The organism is Eggerthella timonensis (assembly GCF_900184265.1).
Lineage (GTDB): Bacteria > Actinomycetota > Coriobacteriia > Coriobacteriales > Eggerthellaceae > Eggerthella > Eggerthella timonensis.
Genome location: NZ_FXXA01000002.1, coordinates 3,513,129 through 3,527,929, shown reverse-complemented (window position 1 = coordinate 3,527,929; position 14,801 = coordinate 3,513,129). Strand labels below are relative to the sequence as shown.

The 14,801-nt window shown below is 63.5% G+C and carries 13 protein-coding genes; 12 read left to right on the top strand and 1 reads right to left on the bottom strand.

From position 1 onward, the window contains the following. Positions 1 to 40 precede the first annotated feature (40 nt). The 6 genes from C1A15_RS15085 to C1A15_RS15055 all read left to right on the top strand — a co-directional run bounded on the left by C1A15_RS15085 (position 41) and on the right by C1A15_RS15055 (position 5,914). Positions 41 to 1,354: a nucleotide sugar dehydrogenase gene (locus C1A15_RS15085; protein WP_101723327.1), complete on the top strand. Its 1,314-nt coding sequence runs from the start codon at positions 41 to 43 to the stop codon at positions 1,352 to 1,354. Position 1,355: 1 nt separating this feature from the next. Further along, entirely contained in the window at positions 1,356 to 2,429 is a 1,074-nt protein-coding gene (locus C1A15_RS15080) for a Gfo/Idh/MocA family protein (RefSeq protein WP_101723326.1), read from the top strand. 3 nt (positions 2,430 to 2,432) lie between these two features. Beyond that, positions 2,433 to 3,122, top strand: a complete 690-nt coding sequence (locus tag C1A15_RS15075; protein WP_101723325.1) for a formyltransferase family protein — start codon at positions 2,433 to 2,435, stop codon at positions 3,120 to 3,122. Then, a complete protein-coding gene (locus C1A15_RS15070; RefSeq protein ID WP_101723324.1) occupies positions 3,103 to 4,230 on the top strand; it encodes a DegT/DnrJ/EryC1/StrS family aminotransferase in 1,128 nt (375 codons plus the stop codon). The genes C1A15_RS15075 and C1A15_RS15070 overlap by 20 nt, the downstream gene beginning before the upstream one ends. 86 nt (positions 4,231 to 4,316) lie before the next feature. Beyond that, positions 4,317 to 5,339, top strand: coding sequence for an oligosaccharide flippase family protein (locus C1A15_RS15065; RefSeq protein WP_101723323.1), 1,023 nt, complete (start codon positions 4,317 to 4,319; stop codon positions 5,337 to 5,339). 224 nt (positions 5,340 to 5,563) lie between these two features. Further along, positions 5,564 to 5,914 (top strand): UDP binding domain-containing protein, encoded by a 351-nt coding sequence (locus C1A15_RS15055; RefSeq protein ID WP_245865048.1) that lies wholly within the window; start codon positions 5,564 to 5,566, stop codon positions 5,912 to 5,914. A gap of 39 nt (positions 5,915 to 5,953) precedes the next feature. Here C1A15_RS15055 and C1A15_RS15050 read toward each other — a convergent pair whose 3' ends face one another. Next, on the bottom strand, positions 5,954 to 6,640 hold the full coding sequence (locus C1A15_RS15050) for an alpha/beta fold hydrolase (protein WP_101723321.1): 687 nt from the start codon (positions 6,638 to 6,640) through the stop codon (positions 5,954 to 5,956). Positions 6,641 to 6,751: 111 nt separating this feature from the next. Between C1A15_RS15050 and C1A15_RS15045 the strand changes: the two genes are divergently transcribed. The 6 genes from C1A15_RS15045 to C1A15_RS15020 all read left to right on the top strand — a co-directional run bounded on the left by C1A15_RS15045 (position 6,752) and on the right by C1A15_RS15020 (position 14,801). Beyond that, positions 6,752 to 8,164, top strand: a complete 1,413-nt coding sequence (locus C1A15_RS15045) for a cytosine permease (protein WP_101723320.1) — start codon at positions 6,752 to 6,754, stop codon at positions 8,162 to 8,164. Further along, entirely contained in the window at positions 8,161 to 9,264 is a 1,104-nt protein-coding gene (locus C1A15_RS15040) for an S-methyl thiohydantoin desulfurase family protein (RefSeq protein WP_035585796.1), read from the top strand. Before C1A15_RS15045 ends, C1A15_RS15040 begins: the two co-directional genes overlap by 4 nt. Then, entirely contained in the window at positions 9,265 to 10,815 is a 1,551-nt protein-coding gene (locus tag C1A15_RS15035; RefSeq protein WP_101723319.1) for a hydantoinase/oxoprolinase family protein, read from the top strand. Positions 10,816 to 11,056: 241 nt separating this feature from the next. Beyond that, on the top strand, positions 11,057 to 11,440 hold the full coding sequence (locus C1A15_RS15030; protein WP_101723318.1) for a GntR family transcriptional regulator: 384 nt from the start codon (positions 11,057 to 11,059) through the stop codon (positions 11,438 to 11,440). 12 nt (positions 11,441 to 11,452) lie between these two features. After that, the gene (locus C1A15_RS15025; RefSeq protein ID WP_101723317.1) at positions 11,453 to 12,388 is read left to right on the top strand and encodes a slipin family protein; all 936 of its coding nucleotides are present in this window, start codon (positions 11,453 to 11,455) and stop codon (positions 12,386 to 12,388) included. Between the two features lie 793 nt (positions 12,389 to 13,181). Continuing rightward, positions 13,182 to 14,801 carry a molybdopterin-dependent oxidoreductase gene (locus tag C1A15_RS15020; RefSeq protein WP_101723316.1) on the top strand — a complete coding sequence of 540 codons (1,620 nt, stop codon included), beginning with the start codon at positions 13,182 to 13,184 and terminating at the stop codon, positions 14,799 to 14,801.

Sequence of the window (14,801 nt, the reverse complement as noted above, 5' to 3'; positions counted from 1 at the left end):
AGCAGGGGCATAAGCTGAAACCAACAGGAGGCAGTTTCAAATGAAGCAAATAGTACTCGAAAGAATTCGAGATCGAGAGATTTCCGTTGGAGTTATGGGCCTCGGCTACGTGGGGCTTCCCCTGGCCGTCGAGAAGGCCAAGGCCGGCTTCAAGACGATCGGCTTCGACGTGCAGGCCGACAAGGTGGACATGGTGAACCGCGGGGAGAACTACATCGGCGACGTCGTGCAGGAGGACCTCACGGCCCTCGTCGGGGCCGGCACGCTCGAGGCAACGTGCGACTTCTCGCGCATCGCCGAGTGCGGCTTCGTCGCCATCTGCGTGCCCACCCCGCTCGACGCCCACCAGATGCCCGACACCTCCTACATGGAGTCCTCGGCCCGCGAGATAGCGCCCTACCTGAAAGAGGGCGCCATGGTGGTGCTCGAGTCCACCACCTACCCCGGCACCACCGAGGAGCTCATCCTGCCCATCCTGGAGGAGGGCTCGGGCCTCAAGTGCGGCGAGGGCTTCTACCTCGGGTTCTCGCCCGAGCGCGTCGACCCCGGCAACCTCCTCTACAAGACGAAGAACACCCCGAAGGTGGTCGGGGCCGTGGGCGCCGACGCGCTCGAATGCATCTCCGCGGTGTACGAGGCCGTGCTCGAAGGCGGCGTCACGCGCGTGTCGAGCCCGGCCGTGGCCGAGATGGAGAAGATCCTCGAGAACACCTACCGCAACGTCAACATCGGGCTCGTGAACGAGCTCGCGATGCTCTGCGACCGCATGGGCATCGACGTGTGGGAGGTCATCGACGCCGCCAAGACCAAGCCCTACGGCTTCACGGCCTTCTACCCCGGCCCGGGCCTCGGCGGCCACTGCATCCCGCTCGACCCCTACTACCTGTCGTGGAAGGCGCGCGAGTACGGCTTCCACACCTCCATGATCGAGGCGTCCATGACCGTGAACGACGGGATGCCGGAATGGGTCGCCTCCCGCGCCGCCCGCATCCTCAACCAGTCTGGCAAGGCGATGATGGGCTCGAGAGTGCTCGTGCTGGGCGTGGCGTACAAGCAGGACATCGACGACTACCGCGAGAGCCCTGCCCTGCGCGTCATCGAGCGCCTGGAGGAACGGGGCGTGGAGGTGTCCTACTACGACCCCTGGGTGCCGCGCTATTGCCACAAAGGCGATGCGAAGGAATCCATCCCGGACCTGTCGGCCGAGGCGATCGCCTCGGCCGACCTGGTTCTGGTGACGTGCGCGCACACGAACGTCGACTACGAGTTCGTTCAGAGGCACGCGAAGGCTGTCCTCGACACGAAGAACGCCATGAAGGGCGTGGCCGACCGCGAGAACATCGAGGTGCTGTAGCGTGAAAGTAGCGATCATCGGTTGCGGGCGCATAGCGCTCAACCACGTCAAGGCCGTCGAAGCGAACGGGCTGGAGCTGGCGGCGCTCTGCGACGTCGTCCCCGGCAAGGCCGAGGGCCTCCTCGAGCGCGCGGCGTGGGCATGCCCTGCGCCCAAGATCTTCGAGGGCTACCGCGAGATGCTCGCGGCGGTTCCCGAGATAGGGCTCGTCGCCATTGCCACCGAGAGCGGCGAGCACGCGCGCATCGCGCTGGACTGCATCGATGCAGGCAAGAACGTGATAATCGAGAAGCCGATCGCCCTCTCCATGGCCGACGCCGACGAGATCGTGCGCCGCGCCGGCGAGCGTGGCGTGAAGGTGTCCGCCTGCCACCAGAACCGCTTCAACGTCGCCGTGCGGCATGCGCGCCGCGCCGTGGAAGAGGGCCGCTTCGGGCGCATGAGCCACGGCTCGGTCCATGTGAGGTGGAACCGCGGCAGGGGCTACTACGACCAGGCGCCTTGGAGGGGGACGTGGGCGCAGGACGGCGGCTGCCTCATGAACCAGTGCATCCACGGCATCGACCTCTTGCGCTGGATGATGGGCGGCGAGGTCGTCTCCGTGTACGCGCAGACGCGCCGGCGCTTCCACGACTACCTGGAGGCAGAGGACGTGGGCGTGGCGGTGCTCTCGTTCGCCGACGGCTCCGTGGCCACCGTCGAAGGCACGTCCAACGTGTTCCCCAGGAACCTCGAGGAGACGCTCTACCTGTTCGGCGAGGCGGGGACTGTGAAGATCGGCGGGACCTCCACCAACAACGTCGACGTGTGGGACTTCGCCGACGAGCGCGAGGGGGACGAGGCGATCGCCGGCCTCGAGGAGCCCACCTCCAACGTCTACGGCAACGGCCACGCCGCGCTCTACGCCGACGTCGTCGAGGCGATCAGGGACGACCGCGCGCCCTACGTGGACGCGAAGGCGGGGCGCGACGCGCTCGAGGTCGTGCTCGCGATCTACAAGAGCCAGAGGACGGGCCTGCCCGTGGAGCTGCCGCTCGAGGGCTTCGCGAGCACCGACATGGAGGGGGAGTTCTAGCGCATGAGGATAGCGATCCTGACCTACCCCGTCCCTCACAAGAAGACCTACGACGCCCTTTGTCTGCTGAAGACGAAGGGCTATGAGGACGTCGAAGTGCTCGCATCTCCCATGACGTACGCGAAGAAGGCGCGCCCCGCGGTGGCGCACCGCCCAGACATGGGCTACCTCGTTCCCTCTACGGAAAACGTCTGTCGGGCGTTCGGATACGGCTATCGGGAGATATCGGGCTACGGCGAGGCCGACGGAGCGGACGTCTACCTTGTCTGCGGGGCCGGCATCATTCCCCAGGGGTTCGTGGACGCTCACCGTATCGTGAACGCCCACCCCGGTTACATTCCCTTCGCGCGGGGGCTCGACGCCCTCAAGTGGGCCGTCCTCGAAGGCGCGCCGGTGGGCGCGACGACTCACTTCCTCGGAGGCGAGGTCGATGCCGGGGAGGTCATCGAGCGCAGAGAGCTGGAGCTCCGCGCGGAAGAGTCCTTCTTCGAGCTGGGGACGAGGGTCTACCGCACCGAGGTCTCCATGCTGGTGAACGCGCTGGAGAAGCTCGACGAGCCACACGAGTACGTTCCGGCGGGAAGCACCGTCCAGCATAGGCGGATGCCGAGGGAGCTGGAGCGCGAGATGCTGCGGAGATACGAGGCCGCACTTCTGGATTTGGAGGAACAGCATGCAGTTCAGGGATCTTAGTGCGCAGTACTCCGCGCTCAAGGAGGACGTCGACGCGGGCATCGCCCGCGTCATGGAGCACGGCCGCTACGTCGGAGGTCCGGAGGTCGCCGAGCTCGAGGGACGCCTGGCGGTATATGTCGGCTCCAAGCACTGTATCACCTGCGCCAACGGCACCGACGCGCTGCAGCTCGCGCTCATGGCGTGGGGCGTCGGGCGGGGCGACGCGGTGTTCGTGCCCGACTTCACGTTCTTCGCGAGCGGGGAGGCGCCCGCGCTCCTGGGCGCGACGCCCGTGTTCGTCGACGTGCACGAACGGACCTTCAATCTCGACGCCGCCAAGCTGGAGGAGGCCGTGCGGTTCGTGGAGGACGAGACCGATCTCGTCCCAAAGGCCGTCGTGGCCGTCGACCTGTTCGGCCTGCCGGCGGACTACCCGGCCATCCGCGAGGTCTGCGACCGTCACGGCATGCTGCTCCTCGAGGACGGCGCGCAGGGCTTCGGCGGCTCCATCGACGGGAAGGCGGCGTGCTCGTTCGGCGACGTCTCGACGACGAGCTTCTTCCCGGCCAAGCCGCTCGGCTGCTACGGCGACGGCGGGGCAGTGTTCACCGACTCGGACGAATGGGCGAAGCTGATCCGCAGCTACGCCGTTCACGGAAAGGGGTCGATGAAGTACGACAACGTGCGCGTCGGCGTCAACAGCCGGCTCGACGCGATCCAGGCCGCGATCCTGCTCGTCAAGCTGGAGGCGTTCGAGCGATACGAACTCGACGCCGTGAACGAGGCTGCGGCGTTCTACGACGCGGCCCTCGCCGGAAGCGGCCTCGCGCTGCCCACGGTGCCCGAAGGCTACCGCAGCTCGTGGGCCCAGTATACGGTGCAGCTGCCGGAAGGCTGCGACCGGGACGTCCTCCAGGCTGCGCTCAAAGAGCAGGACTTCCCTACCATGGTCTACTACCCCAAGCCCATGCACGAGCAGAGGGCTTTCGAGGGCGCGCACCTGTGCCCCGACGGATGCCCGACGACGAAGCGCCTGTGCGCGACGGTGCTGAGCCTGCCGATGGGGCCGTATTTGCGGCGTCTAGACGCGAGTGACGCCGCGAAGACTCTAAAGAGCTCGCTGTAGCTCGATGTCTCGACTTCTTGTAAAAGCGAGGCAAGCTCTCGCTTCCTTGAAGAGCAAGGGGCCTTCGCAATCCTCTCGGAACCTTCCTGACGAAGATCGCCGCGTTCCTTGGATCGTTGATCCTTGTTCGGATCATGTCGGAATCCGAGTTCGGCGTGCTGGGTTGCATGGAGAACCTCTACACTTATGCCTATCTTTTCGCGGGCTATGGCCTCAACAACGCCGTTTTCAGGTATCTCGTCCTGAAAGAGACCGTTTCTGAGAAGAAAGGGATCTTCGACTACGTTGTCTCCCAGGGGACGAGGTTCAACCTGGCTTTCATTGCCATCCTCGCCGCCTCGGCCTTCCTGTTCCCCCATTCGGAGGAGTTTTCCACAGCCCATCTGCTACTCCCGCTCATGCTGCTTGCCCTCCCTTTTCAATTCCTGGCGGACACGTGTTCCTTTTCGCTTAGGGCCTTGTTCCGGAATCGGGCCTTTGCCCTCGCCGCCGTCTTGACGGTGGCGACGGTCTGGGGCGCGAAAGCGGCGGGGGCGTCTCTGCTCGGCTTGGAGGGAGCCGCGGCTTCGTGGCCAATAGCGTACTGTGCCGTCGCGCTCTCCCTCCTTCTTTACTTCCGAAGGGGGATATTCCCCAGCGTTTCCGTGATAGCTCCCGAGAAGGAGGAGCGGAAAGGGATCCGTTCATATTCTTTCCAATATATGATCACCAACAGCCTATGGGCTTTGTTCTTGCAAAACGATCTGTTGATGATAAGCCTGCTTACCGGGGATGCGACCGCTAGCCGATTGCAAGGTCGCCTACGCCTTACCTGCCGCTATTGCGATACTGAGTTCGTCCGTCGGCATGTTCGTAGCTCCGTACTTCGTCAAAAGGGAAGGCGACAAGGCTTGGGTATGATCCAATTACAAGAAGACCTTCGCGGCTACTGCCGCGCTCGTCGGAATGGCCGCGATGTTCGTTGCCGAGTTTGCAGAACCGGTGATCGGACGCTTCTACGGCGAACGGTACCTCAATATTATTCCCTTGATGAACTTGCTATTGGTGACTGCCTTCATTACCAACGGGCTACGCTACACGACGGCGAATCTGTTGGCAGCGATGGGTAGGATACGCGTTAACATGATCGTCTCGTTCGGGGGCATGGTTTCTCAAATACTCTTGAATCTCGCTCTTATCCCTCTCTTCGGGATGTATGGCGCGGCCTATACTTCGATCATCTCGTACTCATTCATGGCTGTCGCCGTCTTCGTTCCTTTCGTTAAGATGTATAGGGTGCATTAGCCGAGCCATCTGCGTACTGCGCGCGTCGCAGAACCTGGTCGGGGCCATCGTGGATGCGAACCGCACCCGCAAGGACTTCGTGGCCGACGAGGTGCTGGCGCGGGTGGCGGGCGCCGAAGACCCGGTCGTGGGGGTCTACCGCCTCACCATGAAGACCGGCTCGGACAACTTCCGCGCCTCGTCGGTGCAGGGGGTCATGAAGCGCGTGAAGGCCAAGGGCGTAAGCGTGCTGGTGTACGAGCCGACGCTGGATGCGAGCGACTTCTTCGGCAGCGAGGTAGAGCGCGACCTCGCTGCGTTCAAGGATAGCTGCGACCTCATCGTGGCGAACCGCTGGAGTCCCGAGCTCGATGACGTCGCGAGCAAGGTGTACACCCGAGACCTGTTCAGGCGGGACTGAGGACTAAAGCAGGTATTATGCATGTAAATAGCATGTATTTTACTTAGTTGCTAAGCAAAACCCCTTCACAACCTTGTTGAACGCCCACGGGTTCTTGCTTGCCACAAAGTGGTCGCCCTCTACGAATGCTAGCTTCGCATTTGGGATGCTACCTGCTACCAAGCGGGTATGCTCCTCCTTGATCATGTCCTTCGTGCCGGCCACCACTAGCGTCGGCGCGCTCAGCGCGGCTAGCTCATCTGGGGCGATGTTCGGGTCGTTCACCATGAGGCCGAGCATCTCGGCGTTGCGGCGCGCCTGCTCGCTCCACCTCCCGAAGAGCGACGCTATCCGATAGCCCACGACGATAGGCAGCTGCACTGACGGCTTCACGCCGCTGCCGTCCAAGTTCGCCCCATTCAGCACGAGCTTGCCCACGCGCTCGGGATGCGCGAGCGCGAACACGAGGGCGATGTTGCCGCCGTCCGAGAAGCCCAGGAGGTGCGCGCGCTCGATGCCGTGCTCGTCCATGAAGGCCAGCAGGTCGTCGGCGAACTGGCGGATGGTGAAGGGCGCCTCCCCACGCGGCGACTTCCCGTGCCCGCGCGTGTCGAGCGCGATCACGCGGAAGCGCGATGCGAACGCATCCATCTGGTGCTCGAAGTACGAGCCGTCCTCGCCGTTGCCGTGCAGCAGGATGAGCGTCTCGCCCGATCCCTGCTCGCGATAGTGCAGTTCGACGTCCATCGTCGCCCTTCGTCCCGTGTCGTATTGAATCGCGCTCCATGATAGCATGCGCCGTTATGCTACACTTTCGAGCCGTTACCACCTGAAAACGACAAACGAGAAAGCGGGGCCATGGCGGGGCATCAAGAAGCGGAGCGCGGCGGCGACAACCTGCGCATCGACGAATCCGAGCGCAAGAGCTGGGCGAGCATCGCGTTCATCCGCGCGGGCGGCATGTTCAGCGCGCCGACGCTCATGGTGGGCGCGGCGCTGGGGCTGGGTCTCGCGCTGTCGGGCGCGGCGCTCGCCACGCTCGTGGGGTTCGGCTTCATCGTGGCCTACATGTGCTTCGTGTCCATGCAAGCCTCCGACCTGGGGCTGCCCACGGCATCGCTCGCGGCCCCCGCGCTCGGGCGCGCCGGGGCGCGCTACGTCGTGTCGCTCATCGTGGGCATCGTGACCATCGGCTGGTTCGGCGTGCAGACGGCCGTGTGCGGGGCGTCGCTCGCGCTCATGTTGGCCGACGTGTTCGGCCTGGCCGTGCCCGTGTGGGCATGCTCGGTGGCGCTCGGCGCGCTTATGCTGGCCACGGCGCTCATCGGGTTCGACGGCCTCAAATGGGTGAGCTCCGTCGCCGCGCCGCTGCTCGTCGCCATCTGCCTGTACGGCGTGGGCGCGTCGGTGGCGCAAACGGGCAGCCTCGACGCGCTCTTGGGCTACGTGCCGCTGCCGGCCGATGCCATCGGCCTCATCGCCGGCGTGAACATGGCGGTGGGCCTGTTCGCGTTCGCGGGCGCCACGGCCGGCGACTTCGCCCGCTTTGCGCGCACGCGCAAGGACGCCGTGCTGTCGTGCGTGGTCGGCGTCATCCCCGCGGCGCTCGTGGCGCTGGTGGCGGGGGCGGCGCTGGCCATCGTCACCGGCCAAGGCGACATCGCCGTCATCATGAACTCCATCGGGCTGCCGGCGGTCGGCCTCGTCGCGCTCGTGCTGTCGGCGTGGACGGTGAACGCGAGCAACGTGTACTCCGCAGGCCTCGGCTTCGCCGTCATGCTGGGCCGCGACGAGGGAGGATCCAAATGGACCACGGCCGTCTCCGGCATCGCGGGCATCGCGCTGGCGGTGGGCGGCATCCTCGGGCAGTTCGAGGCGTTCCTCACCGTGCTGTCCGCCTGCGGCCCCGCGTTGGCCGGCGTGATGGTGTCGGACTACTGGCTGGTGCGGAAAGGCCGTCCGGCGAACATCCGCGTGATGGACGGCGTGTCCGCAGCGGGCGTGGCGGGGCTCGTGTGCGGCATCGCGATGGCGCTCGTCACGGGCGGCACGTTCGCGCTCGTGCCGGGGCTCGAGGCGCTCGACGTGCCGTTCTTCGTCGGGCCGGTCAACGGCATCGTCGTGGCGATGGCGGCATACATGGCGGCCTACCGTTTGGCGGGCGGGATGCGGTTCACGGGGCCCATCGCGTTCAAGCGGCCCGCAGAATCGACTATCATGAACCAGGTCGCACCCGATGCGACGGACGGTATACAGGAAGGACGAGCATGAGGAAGATCGGCATCCAGGAAATCGAGGACATCGCGCTGGGCGCGGCGCTTCTCGGCGCAGGTGGGGGCGGCGACCCCTACATCGGCAAGCTCACGGCCATCGGGGCCGTGAAGGAGTGCGGGGAAGTGGAGCTCATCGGCGCCGACGAGGTGCCCGAGGGCGCGTTCATCATGCCGGCGGCCTCCATGGGAGCCCCCACCATCCTCGCCGAGAAGGGCGTGGGCGCCAACGAGTTCGCCAAGCTGTTCGACATGGTGTCGCGCTACTACGGCAAGCCCGTGTACGCCACCATGCCCATGGAGGCCGGCGGCGTGAACTCCATGCTGCCCATCGCCGCGGCCGCGCGCCTCGGCATCCCCATGGTGGACGCCGACGGCATGGGCCGCGCGTTCCCCGAGCTGCAGATGGTCACGTTCACCATCGGCGGCGCGTCGGCCACGCCCATGGCGTTCATCGACGAGAAGGGCAACTCGGGCATCCTTGACACCATCACGAACAAGTGGACCGAGGACATCGCCCGCGCAGCCACCATGACCTGCGGCGGCACGCTGACCATCGCGCTGTTCTGCATGGATGCTGACACGTGCAAGAACTACGGTGTGCACGGCATCGTGACGCGCTCGGAAGAGCTGGGTCGCGCCATCCGCACGGCGAAGGACGAGGCGGCTGCGGCCGGTCTTTCCCCTGAAGAGTTCTTCTTGAAGTTCACGGGCGGCCACAAGCTGTTCAAGGGCAAGATCTCCGACGTGCTGCGCGAGACGCGCGGCGCGTTCAACTTCGGCAAGGTGATGCTCGAGGGCATCGCCGACGACAAGGGATCCCAGGCGTTCGTCGAGTTCCAGAACGAGAATCTCAGCTGCACGGTGGACGGCGAGATCGTGGCTACGGTGCCCGACCTCATCTGCCTCGTGGACCCCGACACGTTCATTCCCGTGCCCACCGATGCGCTCAAGTACGGCAAGCGCGTGTTGGTGGTGGGCCTCGAGTGCTTCGATATGTGGCGCACGTCGGCGGGCCTCGACCTCGTGGGACCGCGGTACTTCGGCATCGACACCGACTACATCCCCGTGGAAGAGCGCTCGGCGCGGAAGGGAGCGTAAATGTACAAATTGGGCATCGACGTGGGCGGGACGAACACCGACGCCGTCCTGATCGACGAGAACCTGCAGGTGGTGGCCGCGGTAAAGAACCCCACCTCGGGCGACATCTACACGGGCATCATGGGTGCGGTCGACGCCGTGCTCGACGAGAGCGGCGTCGACCGCACGCTCATCGGGCAGGCCATGCTGGGCACCACCCAGTGCACGAACGCCATCGTGGAGCGCAAGGGCCTCGCGCCCATCGCCATCCTGCGCATCGGCGCGCCGGCCACGGTGGGCATCCCGCCGATGGTGGACTGGGCAGACGACATCGCGGCCGTGTGCGTGGACGCGCTCGTCATCGAGGGCGGCTTCGAGTACGACGGCAAGCGCCTGGCGGAGTTCGACGAGGCCGCGTGCCGCGCGTTCTTCGAGGGCGTGCGCGGGCGCGTGGAAGCCGTGGCCGTGTCCAGCGTGTTCTCCACCGTGCGCAACGACGACGAGCTGCGCGCCGCAGAGATCGCGCGCGAGGTGCTGGGCGAGGACGTGCACGTGTCCATCTCGAGCGAGATCGGCTCGATGGGCCTGATCGAGCGCGAGAACGCCACCATCCTGAACGCGGCGCTGTACGATGTGGCGCGTCGGTTCACCGAGGGCTTCGCGCAGAGCCTGGCCGACAAGGGCGTGGTGAACGCCGAGGTGTACCTGTCGCAGAACGACGGCACCCTCATGACCATGGAGCACGCGCGCCGCTATCCCATCCTCACCATCGCGTGCGGGCCGACGAACTCCATCCGCGGCGCCAGCTACCTGTCGCGCCGCGACAACGCCATCGTCATCGACGTGGGCGGCACCACCACCGACCTGGGCGTTCTGTCGCACGGCTTCCCGCGCGAGAGCGGCGTGGCGGTGACCATTGGCGGCGTGCGCACGAACTTCCGCATGCCCGACGTGGTATCCATCGGCCTGGGCGGCGGCTCCATCGTACGCGTGGCCGACGACGGCAGCGTCACCGTGGGCCCCGACTCGGTGGGCTACGAGATCGCGCGCAAGGCGCTCGTGTTCGGCGGCGATACGATGACGGCCACCGACATCGCCGTGCGTCTGGGCATGGCCGAAGTGGGGGATGCGGCGCTCGTGGCCGACATCCCGCAGGAGGTCGCCGAGCGCGCCATGGACGCCATTCGCGCGCTCGTGGAGGACGCCATCGACGTGATGAAGGTGTCGAGCGACGACATCGACGTGGTGCTGGTGGGCGGCGGCGCCATCGTGCTGCCGCACGAGCTGGCCGGAACCGCCGAGGTGGACGCGCCCGAGCACGCGGGCTGCGCGAACGCCATCGGCTCGGCAATCTCGAAGGTGAGCGGCGTGTACGAGGCGTTGGTCGACTACGACGTCACGCCGCGCGACGAGGCGCTGGCCATCGCGCGTGTCGCCGCCGTGGACGCCGCGGTTGAGGCCGGTGCGGTCCGCGACACCGTGGAGATCATCGACGCCGAGGACGTGCCCCTGGCGTACTACCCGGGCCACACGAACCGCGTGAAGGTGAAAGCCGCAGGCGACTTGGGGTAGTCCGCGGCTTCCGGGCTCCCAGAAGCGCGCCGATCGAGCGCGGCCGTCAACGCGACGGCCGCGCTCTTCTTTTCTCGGCCCCGCGTTCGCCCCAAACACACGCCTCGCATACATGAGGCGTGTGTTTGGGGCGAACGCGGGCATCTGATCGATGCACTCGTCTTTCGTTGAGGCGATCCGTTGGCGTTCGCTTGTGTTATCATACGACCGGATGATACTTTGAAGGGAAGGCTGGGCGCGCGTGTTCGAGACGTTGCGGGTGAACGATACATCGGGCGTTCCCGTGTGGATTCAAATCCGCAACCACATGATCTTCCTGATCCGATCCGGGCGGCTGCGGCCGGGAGACACGCTGCCCACCGTGCGCGAGCTGGCCATTCAGCTGGGCGTGAACTACAACACCATCCACAAGGTGTATCAGGACCTCGAGACCGACGGGCTGATCCTGTCGGGCCGCGGGAAGCGTTCGACCATCGCGGAAATCGACCGGGAAGCGCTCGACCTGCCCGATTCGCCGGTGGACGTCGTGATCGAGGAGCTGATGCGCGTGATTCGGGAAACGGGGATTTCCCGCGCTGACGCGAGGGCGCGGATCGAGAAAGCGTTCGCGACGCTCGACGAGTGAGAGGGGAGAGCCATGGGGGAGAAGAAGTCGTATTTCGACGAAGCGGACGAAATGAGCGCCGATGACGTCGTGATCGCGACCGAAGCTCAATTCGACGAGACGACGACGAGCCGAACCGGTGCGACGGCGCTTCGATGGGTGCTGACGCTAGTTGTGTTCGCCCTGTTCGTGGGCGCGGCGTGGCTGTTGCGGTCGCCCGTGCCGGCCGTCGTCGGCGCGGTGGCCGCCGCCGTGCTGTTCAGCTGCATGCACGTGGTTCTGGAGTGGGAGCGCTCGGTGGTTTTGCGCTTCGGCAAGTTCAACCGCGTGGCCGGCCCCGGCCTCATCTTCATGATCCCGCTCGTGGAATACTCGGCGGCCACCGTGGACATGCGCATGCGCTCGACGGCGTTCAAAGCCGAGCACGTGCTGACCGCCGACCTCGTACCCGTGAACGTGGACGCCGTGCTGTTCTGGACGGTGTGGGATGCCGGGAAGGCGTGCTCCGAGGTGAAGAACTACGTCCGCCTGGTGTACTGGGCGGCGCAGACCACCCTGCGCGACGTGATGGGCGCGGTGAACATCGCCCAGCTGAGCACGCGCCGCGAGCAGATCGACCGCGAAGTGGCCGACATCCTCGAGCGCAAGACGAACGAATGGGGCATCACCGTGGTGTCGGTTGAAATCCGCGACATCGAGATCCCCGACGACCTGCAGGAGTCGCTGTCCGCCGAGGCGCGCGCCGAACGCGAGTACAACGCGCGCATCATCCTGGCCGAGGTGGAGAAGGAGATCTCGGAGATGTTCGTGGACGCCGCGCGCACGTACGGGCGCGAGGACGCGGCGCTTCAACTGCGCGCGATGAGCTTCGTGTCCGACAGCGTGCGGGAGAAGGGCGGCCTCGTGGTCATCCCAAGCGCGCTGTCCGAGGCCTTCGAGGGTTTGGAGAGCATCGCGAAGAAGGGGTAGGGCACGGGCGCTGCGGATTGACGTGTCCCGCGGCTCATGCCTTGCGGATTTGTCGCCTGAGGCAGAATGCGGCTGCCAGTTGCTGGGTGGCTTGCCAGGCTCCAATCTCGGTGGAGCGACTGGTTGCGTTCGGCCGATCGGGGCTGGGTGGAATCCTGCGAGTATTCGCCCATGCGGTCGCCGCACGGTCTGATTGAGGCTCTTCCGACCGTCATTCTTTGACCAAGCTGATGGAAGGTCGTAGGACGCCCTACTTCTCGAAGTACGGTAATAGAATTGAAAAAAATTTCTGATATTTTACCGTTCCGATCGCATAAGGCCTCGAAACCCCCTCCGATGACGGGCAAACCGTCCACTATAGAGGGAAAAGCCGGATAGTAGGGTAGTCGAAGACAGGTTTTGGGCGCGAAATTCCGAGACACGGTAATATCGTGGAAAAATTCAAAATCTTTTACCGTAGCGCGTCTCCCCGATGAGGAATCATGCGAATTCTGACGAGGTAATCCAACTTGGCGCCTCCGAGCCTCCTGCGAAGCCAAAACACCTGTCTCTATTCTCAAAAAAGAATCATAGACCTGTAAGACAAGTATCACAAATTTGTATGATTTATGATACGATACGGGCAAGGTGAAAGGCGTCAAGCCGAATTCCTGATCGTTTGCAGTTGCTAGGGGGAGGGATGCTTTTCGTTTGCGATCGTTTCGCTTGAAGGTTTCAAGCCCATGGGATGCTTGGAGCGAAGCAAGTGCTCGAGTTTTTGCTCCTGATCACGCAATAAGAGAAAGGAAGGGGAATGAGAAAAAAGTTTGTGCTGGCTACCGCGATGCTCATGGCAGGTTCATTGCTTACTGTCGGCTGCGCTCAGCAAGATTTGTCGGCGGAGGACAGCGCCTCAACTGAACCTACGTACGAAAACAGCATCGAGAAGACTGAAGCCTATTACGACGAAGTGCAGGCTCGACAGGACGAGATCAATAAGCAGTACGCTCCGGAAATACGCACCTTGGAGGACGGTACCAAGGTCCAGCGCACGCCAACCGAATACCAGTGCTATCACTGGAATCGTCCCTATGAGGGGGGTACGTCCTATAACAACTACTATCTCGATGCCGACAATCGTGGTTGCGGTGCGTGCCACGAAGACCTCGCGGATGTGCTATCCAATATGGAGTACAGCCATACCACTATTTGGAACGAGGCTTTGGGCAACGAGATCACCGTCGATCAATGCATGCTCTGTCATAGCGACGACGACGGCTACGAAATGGGTACATTGATGCACGGTATCCACAACGGCGAGCGCAACAAGGAAGCGTTCGAAGAAAAAGGTGGTGAATGCATCAGCTGCCACAACATGACAGAGAACGGAGAAGGCGTCGAGCTTTGGGATGATGTCAAATACGATCATCTCGACGGTATCGTCGAAGTTGAGAATGTTCAAGGCGACTTCGTTTTTGATCAGGATACAACAACCGCTCCTGAAGATATGTTCACCTACGACTGGATCCACTCCAAGTACGACAGCATGATTCATATCATGGGTAAAAACGTTCTCGACGAGCAGCTGCCTCGAGATTTTGTCGACAACTGGGAAATCACGATCGATGGTCTGGTGAACGAGCCGTACACGGCGAAGTTAGCCGACCTTATCGCGGAAGCCGAGAGTGCTGGGGTCACGGTTACGAAGCTGTCCAAGATTCACTGCGTGGATAACATGCCCGGTGGCGGTGGCATCTCTAACGTTGAGATAACGGGCATACCTTTGAATTGGCTTATCGAGAAGGGCGGCGGCGCTAGCAAGGATATTACCGGTGCCTTGTTCGATCGTCGCGAATTCCATACCAATGGGGTTCAAGATCATAGCAAGCGCGGTGTGCCTGAGGCCTCTTTCGACGACGTTTACCTTGTCTACGAGATTGGCGGAAAGCCGCTTGATCCCAGTTCAGGAAGTCCCTGCATCAACTGGGTGGAGGGATGTGATGCTCAATCGTTCGTGAAGCAGTGCATGGGTTATACCCTCACTGACGAAGAAAAGCCATGGTCGGACTGGATGATGAACGGTTTCAATTCGTATGGTGAAGGCGAATATATGAACAAGCCTAATGCCACCATTCTCAAGGTTCCCGAAGGAAAGATCATCGAAACAGGCAAGCCTTTCACGTTCGAGGGCTATGCAGATGCTTACGATCAGGCAGTTGTCAAGCTTGAGTTCTCAATGGACAAGGGCGAAACGTGGACGGCGTACGATCTCGGTCAAACCGATCCCCGGCAATGGGTGTACTGGCATTATACGTGGACGCCTGAAAGTGATGGCAGCTACGTGATCATGGTGAGGGCTACAACCGAGACCGGTCTTGTGACCACCACTCCCCAAAAGGTAATGGTCACCGCCAAGAGCAATATGGAGGGATAA

What these genes read in the sequence shown, in the direction of transcription:
- C1A15_RS15085 (WP_101723327.1), top strand. Translation starts at nt 41, where the DNA reads ATGAAGCAAATAGTACTCGAAAGAATTCGAGATCGAGAGATTTCCGTT.
- C1A15_RS15075 (WP_101723325.1), top strand. Translation starts at nt 2,433, where the DNA reads ATGAGGATAGCGATCCTGACCTACCCCGTCCCTCACAAGAAGACCTAC.
- C1A15_RS15070 (WP_101723324.1), top strand. Translation starts at nt 3,103, where the DNA reads ATGCAGTTCAGGGATCTTAGTGCGCAGTACTCCGCGCTCAAGGAGGAC.
- C1A15_RS15050 (WP_101723321.1), bottom strand. Translation starts at nt 6,640, where the DNA reads ATGGACGTCGAACTGCACTATCGCGAGCAGGGATCGGGCGAGACGCTC.
- C1A15_RS15045 (WP_101723320.1), top strand. Translation starts at nt 6,752, where the DNA reads ATGGCGGGGCATCAAGAAGCGGAGCGCGGCGGCGACAACCTGCGCATC.
- C1A15_RS15040 (WP_035585796.1), top strand. Translation starts at nt 8,161, where the DNA reads ATGAGGAAGATCGGCATCCAGGAAATCGAGGACATCGCGCTGGGCGCG.
- C1A15_RS15035 (WP_101723319.1), top strand. Translation starts at nt 9,265, where the DNA reads ATGTACAAATTGGGCATCGACGTGGGCGGGACGAACACCGACGCCGTC.
- C1A15_RS15025 (WP_101723317.1), top strand. Translation starts at nt 11,453, where the DNA reads ATGGGGGAGAAGAAGTCGTATTTCGACGAAGCGGACGAAATGAGCGCC.
- C1A15_RS15020 (WP_101723316.1), top strand. Translation starts at nt 13,182, where the DNA reads ATGAGAAAAAAGTTTGTGCTGGCTACCGCGATGCTCATGGCAGGTTCA.